Source organism: Vibrio ulleungensis, from assembly GCF_016900875.1.
In the GTDB taxonomy this organism is placed as follows: Bacteria; Pseudomonadota; Gammaproteobacteria; order Enterobacterales; family Vibrionaceae; genus Vibrio; species Vibrio ulleungensis.
This window is the reverse complement of sequence record NZ_JAFEUM010000005.1, coordinates 109,243-121,682: the sequence shown is the minus strand read 5'-3', so window position 1 is coordinate 121,682 and position 12,440 is coordinate 109,243. Positions and strand designations below refer to the sequence as shown.

General features: G+C 43.7%; 9 protein-coding genes. 3 read left to right on the top strand and 6 right to left on the bottom strand.

What is annotated here, in order from left to right; translation table 11 throughout:
* The first annotated feature begins 310 nt into the window (after positions 1 to 310).
* Positions 311 to 1,111, top strand: a complete 801-nt coding sequence (gene nagB, locus JQC93_RS13315) for a glucosamine-6-phosphate deaminase (RefSeq protein WP_084889075.1) — start codon at positions 311 to 313, stop codon at positions 1,109 to 1,111.
* A 123-nt stretch (positions 1,112 to 1,234) separates the two neighbouring features.
* Here nagB and JQC93_RS13310 read toward each other — a convergent pair whose 3' ends face one another.
* From JQC93_RS13310 to JQC93_RS13300, 3 genes are all read right to left on the bottom strand, one after another.
* The gene (locus tag JQC93_RS13310) at positions 1,235 to 1,768 is read right to left on the bottom strand and encodes an MltR family transcriptional regulator (protein ID WP_205158922.1); all 534 of its coding nucleotides are present in this window, start codon (positions 1,766 to 1,768) and stop codon (positions 1,235 to 1,237) included.
* 52 nt (positions 1,769 to 1,820) lie between these two features.
* Complete coding sequence (locus JQC93_RS13305; RefSeq protein WP_205158921.1) at positions 1,821 to 2,969, bottom strand: mannitol-1-phosphate 5-dehydrogenase; 1,149 nt, start codon at positions 2,967 to 2,969, stop codon at positions 1,821 to 1,823.
* A 108-nt stretch (positions 2,970 to 3,077) separates the two neighbouring features.
* On the bottom strand, positions 3,078 to 4,961 hold the full coding sequence (locus JQC93_RS13300; protein WP_205158920.1) for a PTS mannitol transporter subunit IICBA: 1,884 nt from the start codon (positions 4,959 to 4,961) through the stop codon (positions 3,078 to 3,080).
* A 436-nt stretch (positions 4,962 to 5,397) separates the two neighbouring features.
* On the opposite strand from JQC93_RS13300, the gene JQC93_RS13295 reads away from it, so the two are divergent.
* Together JQC93_RS13295 and pykF are read left to right on the top strand one after the other, a co-directional pair.
* Positions 5,398 to 6,054, top strand: a complete 657-nt coding sequence (locus tag JQC93_RS13295; protein WP_205158919.1) for an HAD family hydrolase — start codon at positions 5,398 to 5,400, stop codon at positions 6,052 to 6,054.
* A 436-nt stretch (positions 6,055 to 6,490) separates the two neighbouring features.
* A complete protein-coding gene (pykF, locus tag JQC93_RS13290; RefSeq protein WP_205158918.1) occupies positions 6,491 to 7,903 on the top strand; it encodes a pyruvate kinase PykF in 1,413 nt (470 codons plus the stop codon).
* Positions 7,904 to 8,029: 126 nt separating this feature from the next.
* Here pykF and JQC93_RS13285 read toward each other — a convergent pair whose 3' ends face one another.
* From JQC93_RS13285 to JQC93_RS13275, 3 genes are all read right to left on the bottom strand, one after another.
* On the bottom strand, positions 8,030 to 9,907 hold the full coding sequence (locus JQC93_RS13285) for a sensor domain-containing diguanylate cyclase (protein WP_205158917.1): 1,878 nt from the start codon (positions 9,905 to 9,907) through the stop codon (positions 8,030 to 8,032).
* Positions 9,908 to 9,989: 82 nt separating this feature from the next.
* The gene (ilvN, locus tag JQC93_RS13280; protein ID WP_084889068.1) at positions 9,990 to 10,487 is read right to left on the bottom strand and encodes an acetolactate synthase small subunit; all 498 of its coding nucleotides are present in this window, start codon (positions 10,485 to 10,487) and stop codon (positions 9,990 to 9,992) included.
* Positions 10,487 to 12,244: an acetolactate synthase 3 large subunit gene (locus JQC93_RS13275; RefSeq protein WP_408068607.1), complete on the bottom strand. Its 1,758-nt coding sequence runs from the start codon at positions 12,242 to 12,244 to the stop codon at positions 10,487 to 10,489. Before JQC93_RS13275 ends, ilvN begins: the two co-directional genes overlap by 1 nt.
* Between the last annotated feature and the right edge of the window lie 196 nt (positions 12,245 to 12,440).

Here is a 12,440-nt window from a genome sequence, read left to right as displayed (position 1 = left end):
CTTTCACACCGAAAGACCATTGTCCAATGTAAATTCGTCTCAGAAGTAACACTTTTACTAGGAAACATAAGCTTGTTAGCAAATCTACTTGTTTGACTAAACCTTGATGGAAACAGTAGGCCTAAATCATAAGTTTCAATTCGAAATCTGGTTAGAAACCTTGATTTACTATTGATGCGAGAGAGCGCACAAAAGTGTGGAAATCTTATTAGCGGCTACCATTATTGTTTGGATAATCATCACACTTAATTTACAATGCAAAATAACCTAGTTACTTCCATTTTAAGAACATTTAAGAATAGGTAGAGTTATGAGACTGATTCCCGTAGCAAATGCGCAGCAAGTTGGAAAGTGGGCGGCACGCCACATTGTAGAAGCGATCAACAATTTTCAGCCTACTGCTGATCGACCTTTTGTCCTTGGCCTACCAACTGGTGGCACACCATTAACCACGTATAAATACCTGATAGAAATGTACAACAAAGGCGACGTGAGCTTTAAGCACGTGGTGACATTTAACATGGATGAATATGTAGGGATCGATCCAGAGCACCCAGAGTCGTACCGTTCGTTTATGTACAACAATTTCTTCAATCACGTAGATGTTCAAGAAGAAAACATCAACCTACTTGACGGACAAGCTGAAGATATCGATGCGCATTGTGCTGCGTACGAAGAGAAAATGCGTTCTTTTGGTCGTGTTAACCTATTTATGGGTGGTGTAGGCATTGATGGTCACATCGCCTTTAACGAGCCAGGTTCGTCATTGGCCTCTCGCACTCGTATCAAAACTCTCACCGAAGATACGCGCATTGCAAACTCACGCTTTTTCGATAACGACCTAAATCAAGTGCCAAAATACGCACTGACCATTGGTGTTGCGACACTGCTTGATGCAGAAGAAGTGATGATTCTGTCCATTGGTCACAATAAAGCGCAAGCACTACAGATGGCCGTTGAAGGTAGCGTTAACCATTTGTGGACGGTCACAGCACTTCAAATGCACAATAAAGCGGTTATTGTCGCTGACGAAGCGGCTCAACAAGAGCTTAAGGTTAAAACGGTTAAATACTTTAAAGAACTGGAAGCAGAAAACATCCAAGATCTTTAAGCACTGTAGGTTGATCGCTCCCCCCAACCATTCGATTGACGTTGCATAGATTGCTTCTATATAGAAAAGGCGGTTCAATCATGAACCGCCTTTTGATATTTACTGTCTGGTGAATCTATTCAACTAACTGGTCAGTGCGTTCTCTTTACATAATGAATGCATTAGCGACGTTACCGCCAATACAATCGTTGAGCGCACTTTAAGAAAGTGTCTTTGCAAGAACATCAGTTTGGAGCTTTCATCCAAACCTTCTATGAGTGCATCAGAAAACTCTAATGGCATGACGCTATGAATTGCCTGGACTCGATTAAGCTCAAACAATACATTGGGATCAATGAAGCTCACGTTTGGTTCATGACGAGCCCACTCTTTTAAAGTGACAAAAATCTCAATATCGTCATAGGTTTGCTTACTGATTCCACCTAACCCTAACAACAACTTACAGCGGATCAAAACGTCTCCAAGAGGCCCATCCGTAGTGAGCAATGGTTCAACAACGAACTTCACTGCATAGTCGTCCTTATGAAAGATAGACTGTAATACTGCATCCACAGTATCGTCTAGCACATCATAGGCGCTAAGCAGGCACTCATTAGCGTTCTGTGATTCAGACAGAGCTTCGAGTAATTCAGTTTCATGTTCTGGAGATATTGGCATTCGTTCAAATACGATGGTTGATAGCGCCGCTTACGCAGCGCTATGGGCGTTATTATTTAAGTGCGTTATATGCTTGCTCAGCGAGTGTAACAATTTCCGAGTCAGCTTTCAGCTCTGAATAATGAGCAAGTGTTTGTGCGAAGCCTTTTTCTGCAAACATAGCTTGCAATTCAACGGCTTGAGGGTCATCGTCATTCTTATACAAGAATGCGGCAGCAATACCCTTAAGAAGGTACTCATTGGGTAATCCGTACTCTAATGTCCCGTTTAGTGGTTTAACCAAACGGTCTTGCGGGCTGAGTTTACGAATAGGCTGGCGCCCTACGCGATCCACTTCATCGCGTAAATATGGGTTCGCAAATCGACCAAGAATTTTCTGAATGTAAGCAGCGTGAGCTTCAGGATCAAAGCCGTAACGCTTGATCAATACTGCACCACTTTCATTCATTGCAGCGGTCACATCCGCTCGAATTGCATCATCTTCAATCGACTCTTTGATCGTTTCATGTCCCGCCAACACACCTAGATAAGCGGTAATAAGGTGGCCCGTATTTAGAGTGAACAGCTTACGTTCTACAAAGGCCATTAGGTTGTCAGTGCATTCCATTCCTGGAATGTCTGGAATGTCGCCCTTAAACTGAGTTTGATCAACGATCCACTCACTAAAAGTTTCTACTGTCACTGCAAGCGGGTCGGTTTCACCTTCTTCGGCAGGAGGGACAATACGGTCTACCGCGGAATCAACAAATCCAACATATTGGTCAGAAAACGCTTTGGCTTGATCGCTTAAATGACCAAATACTGTTTCTTTAAGCTGACTCGTACCACGCACCATGTTTTCACACGCAATGATATTAAGTGGCGCCGTGTTGTTGTTAGAAAGTCGCTTCTCAATGCCATCGGCAATGGTCTTAGCGATGATGTTAAGCACTGTTGGGCCTACTGCGGTTGTGACCATATCAACGTCAGCGACTAAATCAGCAATACTTGGATCCAGTGAACTGATGGCAGTAACGTTACTGACTTCTTCAACAACACTGTCTTCACCCACTACTTTTACTGGGTACTGGTTACGCTCAATAAGCGCATTGACCACTGTTTCATTTACATCCGCAAACGTCACTGCAATTCCAGCGTCAGAGAGCAGTTTACCAATAAAACCACGCCCGATGTTGCCGGCACCAAAATGTAGAGCTTTCATAATTTACCTAACCAATTTTCAATGTTTTAGAAACAAAAAGGAGGCCAGAGCAATATAGGGGGAATGCTGGCCTCGTTCACTTAGGAGCGTTGACGAATCAAGTTCAACTTAACCGTTCAGAATTTTTAACACATCTTGTGGGTTAGTTGTTGTTTGAAGCAATGTCACCGCTTCTTCGTCATCTAGTGAATTTGTAATCGCCATTAGCACCATGTTGTGTTCATCACCTTGCGCCGCAATACCAATGACCATTTTAGCGACATCATCTTCGTCCTCACCCCACTGAATACCTTGTGGGTATTGGCAAAATACGATGCCTGTAGTCTTAACATATTGTTTTGCTTCGATGGTGCCGTGTGGCACCGCGATGGACTCGCCCAAGTAAGTCGAAACTAATTCTTCTCGGGCAAACATACCGTCGATGTACTCAGGCGATACGTAATCCAGCGCGGCCAGCTTTTCACCCGCAAAGCGGATTGCTTGCTGTTTATCTTTGGACTGTAGTCCTAGGAAGATGTTGTCTTCCGTTAACGTTAGCTTGTCTTCAGCTGGTTTTTTTTTTCCTTCAGCGCTTGGGGCTGAAGTAGTTTGAGACTGTGCTTGCTCTAACTCCGCCACCAGATTGTCATAGACAGCAGCGTCTAAGAAGTTGCTGAGTGATATGTGGTGAGCACTTGCGACCACAGAGCGAGCTCTATCGGTGAGGTCTCGGTGTGTCACGACAATGTCGACATCTTGAGGCAAACTGTTAATAGCTAAGTTTGTCACGCTAATGCCTAGACCAGCAGCTTCCACTTTCTTGCGCAGTAAGCTTGCACCCATTGCACTTGACCCCATACCAGCATCACAGGCTACGATGATTTTTTTCACGTTGCTCATGTTGAAATCTGCAGCAACTGGTGCACCTTTAGAGCTTGCTTTCATGTCTTTCATTTGACTAGCCGCTTGCTCTAGTGAATCTTCATCATCGGTTTGCGCTTGAGTTTTCATTAGTAGCGATGCGACAACAAAAGAGACAGTCGCTGATGCAATGACCGACAGGATTACGCCAACAAACGCTGACTTAGGTGTCATTAACAATACCGCGAAGATTGAACCTGGAGATGCAGGAGAGATTAGGCCAGCATCAAATACAACCAGAGTGAATACACCAGTCATACCACCTGCAATTACAGCAAGGATAAGGCGTGGGTTCATTAGTACGTACGGGAAATAAATCTCGTGGATACCACCAAAGAAGTGGATGATCGAAGCACCTGCAGCAGATTGCTTAGCACTGCCGCGGCCAAACACCATGTATGCCAACAGTAGACCTAGACCAGGACCTGGGTTCGCTTCAATCAGGAAGAAGATTGAACGACCAAGCTCTTCAGATTGTTGAACACCAAGTGGCGTGAAGATACCGTGGTTAATCGCGTTATTTAGGAATAGAATTTTTGCAGGTTCAACAAAAATGGACGCTAAAGGAAGCAGACCTGCATTCACCATGATGTCTACACCAGCAGCCAATGCACTAGATAGCATCTTAACAGCTGGACCTACAACGAAGAATGCGATGATCGCACAAATCATACCAACGATACCGGCTGAGAAGTTGTTGACCAACATCTCGAAACCACTCTTCACCTTACCATCGACAGATGCATCAAACTTCTTGATTGCCCAGCCGCCAAATGGGCCTGCAATCATTGCACCCATGAACATTGGAATGTCGGTACCAACGATAACGCCCATTGTGGTAATTGCACCGACGACCGCACCGCGATCTCCGCCAACAATTTTACCACCGGTGTAACCGATTAGTAATGGCAATAGATAGGTAATCATTGGTCCAACTAGGGCAGCGAGTGTTTCGTTTGGCCACCAGCCAGTTGGGATGAATAAAGCAGTAATGAAACCCCAAGCGATGAACGCTCCGATGTTCGGCATTACCATGTTGGATAAAAATCGACCAAAGTTTTGAACCTTGATCTTCGCTTCAGGAGAAAGCATAGGGCGACCTCTTGTCTTTTTTGTTATGTTATATGTTGTGGTAATCGCAATCTTTCGCGATTTCGATTTACCAAAAATCTAACACAAGCATTAAATATTGCACGCCCCTGACATTTTTGTGACGCAGATCACACATAAAAAGATATTCAGAAATATAAATAGCGACACAGATCACACAAATGGCGCGTCATAAAATTACACTCCGCCGCAGATGATAATGAAACTCATTTTATAGTGACCCATGCCTCACTTTAACGCTTGGTAGCTAAAAATTTATTGTGACGCAGATCACATAAGCTTAAAGTCCCTTTAATTTGGTTGTCATTAATGGGTGTTTATCAAGCGAAAGTTGGTTGTTATTTGCCCGCAAATTGATTGAGCCAGTGGAAATGTAATTTTATTTCACCTTTGCTAACCCTATATAAAGGAGATAGTCATGTATTGTGCAGCCCTTTTTGACATGGACGGCCTGATCTTTGATACCGAGCGAAGCATCAAAAGTGTTTGGCAACAGGCAGCTCAATTGCAAAGCCTCAATATTGATGACTCATTTTATTCAAAGTTCATTGGTGTGAAAGATGTTGAGTGTGAAGACATGCTTAAGAGATACTTTCTAAACGCCGACTTTAGCCTGGATAAGTTTATTTTCGATAGAGATAGACTTATGGCTGCTCAAAAACGCAATACAACCGAAATTAAGCGAGGTTTCGATACGCTTTTTCATCACCTTTTGGATCAACAGGTAAAATTGGCGTTGGTAACCTCGTCCTCACTGAGCCAAGTTCAACACCATTTTAAGGATTACCACTACCTGTCTTCCTTTAAAGTGATAGTGACCGGCGATGACGTAGTTAAAGGGAAGCCCAATCCAGAATGCTATATCCGTGCAATACAAGGGCTAAACGTAAAGGCTGATCAATGTGTCGTATTTGAAGACTCTAATAATGGCATGCGTGCGGGCCTTGCCGCCAAATGCGATTGCGTCATGGTCCCTGACCTCACCACACCAAGTCACACAATTCGTGAGAAAGCGACAGCCATACTCAGTTCGTTAGAACAGGCTATCCCTTTGTTCACGCCTACCTCTAAATAGGTACTCAAACCTCAAATTTGAGTCAAAAAATGCTTCCTGCTAACCAGATGATTTATTTCATCAAGAAAAATAATATTTTGAAGCAAAACCTTGTTCTATGACAACTCTTAAACCGTGTAATCCGCGGTTTTAAGTGTTAGAATCCGTCACGTTAAGAAATTAAATTACAAAAGACATCACACATTAGCGCAGTAATCTGGTCAAAAACTGGGGTACCTAGAGTGAAAAGTTGAAATTGCGGACAAAAAAGCGTCACGCAAATGTAATTTAATTACCAAAACTCTGAAAGGGTTACGATACACCAAGACATCATAGTGAAGGCCCCATAATGCATCCAAATGGGATTTTTCAGCACAACTGAAAACTTCAACTATGCTGTTTTGGACAGCCCATAAATTTGAATTTATCACTTTGTAAATACTGGAGAAGCACTTCCATGAAAAAGACCAAAATCGTATGTACGATTGGCCCAAAAACCGAATCTGTAGAAAAGCTAACTGAACTTGTTAACGCTGGCATGAACGTAATGCGCCTTAACTTCTCACACGGCGACTACGCAGAACACGGTACTCGTATCGAAAACTTCCGTAAAGTAATGGAAGGTGCTGGTAAGCAACTTGCCATTCTTCTCGATACTAAAGGCCCTGAAATCCGTACTATTAAACTAGAAGGCGGCAATGACGTTGATCTAGTAGCTGGTCAAGAGTTCACATTTACTACTGACATCTCTGTTGTTGGTAATAAAGACGTTGTGGCAGTAACTTACGCTGGTTTCGCAGGCGACCTTTCTGCAGGTAACACCATCCTAGTAGATGATGGCCTAATTGAAATGGAAGTTATCTCAACAACTGACACTGAAGTTAAGTGTAAAGTTCTAAACAACGGCGCACTAGGCGAAAACAAAGGTGTAAACCTTCCTGGTGTTTCTGTTCAACTTCCTGCTCTTTCTGAAAAAGACAAGAACGACCTTAAGTTTGGTTGTGAGCAAGGCGTTGACTTCGTTGCTGCATCTTTCATCCGCAAGGCAGCAGACGTTAAAGAAATCCGTGAAATCCTAAACGCTAACGGCGGAAGCAACATTCACATCATTTCTAAAATTGAAAACCAAGAAGGCGTTGATAACTTTGACGAGATTCTTGAGCTTTCTGACGGCATCATGGTTGCTCGTGGCGACCTAGGTGTTGAAATCCCAGCAGAAGAAGTTATCTTCGCTCAGAAAATGATGATCGAGAAATGTAACCGCGCACGTAAAACAGTTATCACAGCAACTCAAATGCTTGATTCTATGATTCAAAACCCACGCCCAACTCGCGCAGAAGCGGGTGACGTTGCAAACGCAATCATGGACGGTACTGACGCAGTAATGCTTTCAGGCGAAACAGCTAAAGGTAAATACCCTGTTGAAGCGGTAACTATCATGGCTCAAATTGCTAACCGTACTGATGCTGCACTTAAAGCTGAACTAGGTTCTCGTCTAGATAGCCCACGTCTTCGCATCACTGAAGCTGTATGTAAAGGCGCTGTAGACACTGCTGAAAAACTAGCTGCACCACTTATCATCGTTGCAACTGAAGGTGGTAAATCTGCTCGCTCTGTACGTAAGTACTTCCCAACAGCAAGCATTGTTGCACTAACAACTAACGCAAAAACTGCTGCACAGCTTGTTCTAACTAAAGGTGTTCGCCCTGTACTTGTTGATTCTATCGACAGCACTGACGAATTCTACAAAAACGGTAAAGAGTACGCTCTTGAGTCTGGTTTTGGTAAGAAAGGCGACATCGTAGTAATGGTTTCTGGTGCTCTAGTAGCGTCAGGCACAACAAACACTGCGTCAGTACACGTACTATAATCGCACCGCGATTACGCTAGATAATAAAAAAGACTTCTTACGAAGTCTTTTTTTTTGCCTAATATTCAGCAGCTATTGCGACCAATGATAGATTAATATGGTTTAGCTGTTCCACCACACAAACCATTAGTCACTCAGTTTGACTTGATTTCGCCCTTGCTCTTTTGCGAGATACAACGCCTTATCGGCATTCTTATAGCAATGGTCCGCGCTGTCCGTTATATCGGCAACACCGATACTCACGGTCACCGGTGGTAACCCCTCCCCTTCAAGGTTTAGATGTTCGCGTAATCTATTTAATACGTTACCAGCCACAGTGTTGTCAGTATGAGGCATGATCACCGCAAACTCTTCTCCCCCGACTCGGGCAACAAAGTCTGTGACTCTAAGATTGTCGACAAAATACTTCGCCACTTTCTTTATTACATTATCGCCAACGTCGTGCCCAAACTGATCATTGATTGCTTTGAAGTGGTCAATATCGATGATCGCTAGCGCTGCAGGCTCTTTACTTGGGTAACGCATTTTAAGTGATGCGTATTTATGAAGTTCGTTATCAAACTTACGTCGATTCCAAATATCTGTTAGCCCATCATGCTCACTCAAATAAAGCAGCTTTTCCTCTAGCGCTTTTTGAGAGCTGATATCGATAAGAGATACGATATTAAAGCGATAGTTTTTCTCAATAACCCCTCGCTGCTCTCTCACTTGAGTATGTATTAAGTTCCCGTTGGCGCATACTGCCATTAATTCGCCTTGCCACACACCGTGTTTTTTTAATGCCGACTCTCTTTGAGTAAGTACTTGTTCGACACTTGAGGGCACCACCAATTTTTCGTATTTTGTGCCTATCACTTTGCCCGGTGAGTAGCCCGTCATGTTGATGAACTCATTGTTTACCTTGACGATGCGCCCTTCCTCATCAGCAATTATCACCGCTGACATACCTTCAAGAGCCGCTTTAGCCAACGTGCTATCGAGCAGCCTCATTTGATACTGGCTTAAGAAATAGACGCCTGGCACCAGCATCAACACGCCAATTAAAACAAAAGTAAGAGACTGGGAAATTAAGGCTTCACGCTGATACTTTAGACTGCTTGCGACGATATCATCGGTTATTCGAACGATCCCAACAATCGACTCATCGTCTGGTTGATTGGTTAATCGCTTATACACTATGGTTGTGTTATCTACATACGACACACCTTCTAACTGGTGTTGCATCCTCTGCCACGTGTCAGGGTACATCTTTGCTACGTTATGGTGAGCATGGGCAGGGATAATGCCGCCGAACAAAATATTGGTATCTTCTGAGGCAAAAAAGAATCCATGCTCATCGATTATCTCAGCTTCAATGTGATTAAGGGGAGAGTAATTTAGGGCATTGACTAGTCGCCACAAATTAAACGTCACGACGATATACCCTTCGCGAACACCATTGAGGGACAGCGGAAATGAGACGTACATTCTTGCTCCTTCGGCAAGAAGTTCTTCATCGACAATTTTTATGCCCCAGGTGCTTATGGTATCGGTAATCGAACGCGCAAAATCTTTAAAAGAGGGGTCATCCAGAAAGTTGTTGAGCAGCTCTGCCGATTCAAAGCTAATCGTGCCCGACTTTTCATCCAACAACGCAACAACTAACTCTTGTCCCTCCTCATCAATCAAGCGTATTTCATCAAACCAGTGCTGATTTTCGATAATGCTAAACCATGCTTCTTCAAGCAGTTGTTTATTATCTTTAGAAGGCATATCTAACATGTCGGCTACGCGATAGTCGGACGCGATCACCTTGGTCAAACTCACAAGCTGCATTCGTACATTAGAAAACTCGCGACCTGTAAACTCCAGTTGATGCTGCGCCTCGGCAATATATTGCTGCATGAGAGCATCTTCTTTTGCGTCCATACGAGTAAAATAAGAAGCTACTACAATTGCGATAAGGACCATCACTGCTAGTACAGAAAATCGCAACAGTTGAGTGGTTTGAATAAACTTGGTCATTAATAGAATTCTAAAACTCGTATAAAAAATGCGCCTCTATTATAACCAAAAGGCGCATTCACACACTGAAAAATAACAACAATTACGCTTTGAGCGCCCGTTCCCCACGTGCAATGCCAACGACACCACTTCGCGCGACTTCAATCACCTCGGTGTTTTCTGCGATTGAGGTTAAGAATGCATCTAGCTTATCGCTCGGTCCAGTCAATTGCACGGTGTATTGCTTCGCAGTTACATCCACAATCTGCCCTCTAAAAATATCGGCAGTTCGCTTCACCTCTGCGCGTTGCTCATCTTTACACGCTTTCACTTTCACCATCATTAACTCACGTTCGATATGATCAATTTCGGTGACCTCTTGCACCTTTAGCACGTCAATCAACTTGTTGAGTTGCTTTTGAATCTGTTCTAGTTGCAGCGTATTACTTTTAGTCGTGATATTTAGACGAGATAAGGTTTCATCATCTGTTGGCGAAACAGTGAGTGATTCAATGTTATAACCACGCTGAGAGAATAGCCCTACAACGCGTGACAATGCACCGGGTTGGTTTTCCATTAACAAAGAAATGATATGTCTCATTAGGTTCTCTCCGTTTTGCTTAGCCACATTTTGTCCATACCTTCGCCTTTAATCTGCATAGGATAAACATGCTCTGTCTCGTCCACATTAATATCAACAAACACCAGTCTGTCCTTCATATCCAGTGCTTGTTTAAGACCGCTTTCGAGATCGCTTGGAGAGGAAATACGAATACCAACATGGCCATAAGCTTCAGCAATTGCTGCAAAATCTGGTACTGAACTCATGTACGAGTTGGAGTGTCTACCTTGATAGATAATGTCTTGCCACTGTTTCACCATGCCAAGGAATCGGTTATTCAGGTTGATGATTTTCACCGGTATTCCGTATTGCAGTGCGGTAGAGAGCTCTTGAATATTCATTTGAATACTGCCATCTCCGGTTACGACAACCACTTCTTCTTGAGGATGGGCAAATTTAACCCCCATACCCGCAGGTAAACCAAATCCCATGGTGCCAAGTCCACCACTGTTGATCCATTGGCGCGGCTTATCAAACGGATAATATAAAGCCGCAAACATCTGGTGCTGTCCAACATCCGATGCCACGTACGCTTTGCCATCGGTTGCTTTGTACAACGCTTCAATGACTTGCTGTGGTTTGATTTTGTCTTCTGAGGTTTTGTAAGCAAGACAATGACGATTGCGCCATGCTTGAATCTCACCCCACCATGTGTTCATCGCATCGTCATCGTTAGTGATGGACTGCTCTTCTAGCAGCTCTACCATAGTGGTGAGAACCTTATCGGCCGAGCCCACGATAGGAAGGTCAACGCGAACGTTTTTAGAAATTGAAGAAGGATCGATATCGATATGCGCCACTTTGGCATTTGGACAATATTTCTCTAGGTTATTGGTAGTACGGTCATCAAAACGCACCCCAACCCCAAAGATAAAGTCTGCGTTGTGCATCGTCATATTCGCTTCATAGGTACCATGCATTCCCAACATACCGACCGAGTTTTTGTGCGTTCCAGGGAATGCCCCAAGCCCCATTAAAGTACTCACTACCGGAAGGTTAAGCGCATTCGCTAGCTTAATCAGCGGCTCACTGGCATCAGAAATAACCGCGCCACCACCCACATAAAGAACTGGCTTCTTAGCTTCAGAAAGAGCTTTAAGCGCTTTCTTAATTTGCCCTTTGTGCCCCGAAGTTGTTGGATTGTAAGAGCGCATTTTCAGCGTTTTAGGGTATTGATAAGGAAACTTGATCAGTGGGTTTAAAATGTCTTTAGGTAAATCAATCACCACAGGTCCTGGTCGCCCAGTATTGGCAATGTAGAATGCTTTTTTAACGGTTTCAGCGATGTCTTCGGCTTTTTTCACCAAAAAACTATGTTTTACCACCGGACGAGAAACACCAACAATGTCACACTCTTGAAACGCATCGTTACCAATTAGACTGTTGGGGACGTTTCCTGATATGACTATCATTGGAATTGAATCCATATACGCAGTCGCAATACCGGTGATGGTATTGGTTGCACCAGGCCCTGAACAAACCAAAACCACGCCTGTCTTGCCTGTTGAACGAGCATAACCATCGGCCATATGAGTCGCCGCTTGCTCGTGTCGAACTAACACATGTTTAATGTGATCGGTTTTGGCATGAAGTGCATCGTAGATGTCTAGAACTGAGCCGCCAGGGTAGCCAAAAATTTGTTCGACACCTTCCTCGATGAGGGATTGAACGACCATTTGTGCGCCAGATAGCATTTCAGCACCAGCGGTAGCGTCTGGTGTAGGGGTTGTTTTCATATTGTCTCCTTACCCAAGTAATGACTCAATTTCCAAGTCATTGCTGTGGCAGTACATAGTAGGACTTATGGTTAGCCTGACCGAGATTCCTACTCGGTGTGCTATGTCAGCGGTGTGGGTTCACACTGCTTCTAACGTCACTGTACCTTTATTGGACAAATTAGATCAACCGTATTTGCATAAAAAAACACCTGCA

Excerpts from the sequence above, each read along its gene's own strand:
- nagB (WP_084889075.1), top strand. The coding sequence starts at position 311 with ATGAGACTGATTCCCGTAGCAAATGCGCAGCAAGTTGGAAAGTGGGCG.
- JQC93_RS13310 (WP_205158922.1), bottom strand. The coding sequence starts at position 1,768 with ATGCCAATATCTCCAGAACATGAAACTGAATTACTCGAAGCTCTGTCT.
- JQC93_RS13305 (WP_205158921.1), bottom strand. The coding sequence starts at position 2,969 with ATGAAAGCTCTACATTTTGGTGCCGGCAACATCGGGCGTGGTTTTATT.
- JQC93_RS13300 (WP_205158920.1), bottom strand. The coding sequence starts at position 4,961 with ATGCTTTCTCCTGAAGCGAAGATCAAGGTTCAAAACTTTGGTCGATTT.
- JQC93_RS13295 (WP_205158919.1), top strand. The coding sequence starts at position 5,398 with ATGTATTGTGCAGCCCTTTTTGACATGGACGGCCTGATCTTTGATACC.
- pykF (WP_205158918.1), top strand. The coding sequence starts at position 6,491 with ATGAAAAAGACCAAAATCGTATGTACGATTGGCCCAAAAACCGAATCT.
- JQC93_RS13285 (WP_205158917.1), bottom strand. The coding sequence starts at position 9,907 with ATGACCAAGTTTATTCAAACCACTCAACTGTTGCGATTTTCTGTACTA.
- ilvN (WP_084889068.1), bottom strand. The coding sequence starts at position 10,487 with ATGAGACATATCATTTCTTTGTTAATGGAAAACCAACCCGGTGCATTG.
- JQC93_RS13275 (WP_408068607.1), bottom strand. The coding sequence starts at position 12,244 with ATGAAAACAACCCCTACACCAGACGCTACCGCTGGTGCTGAAATGCTA.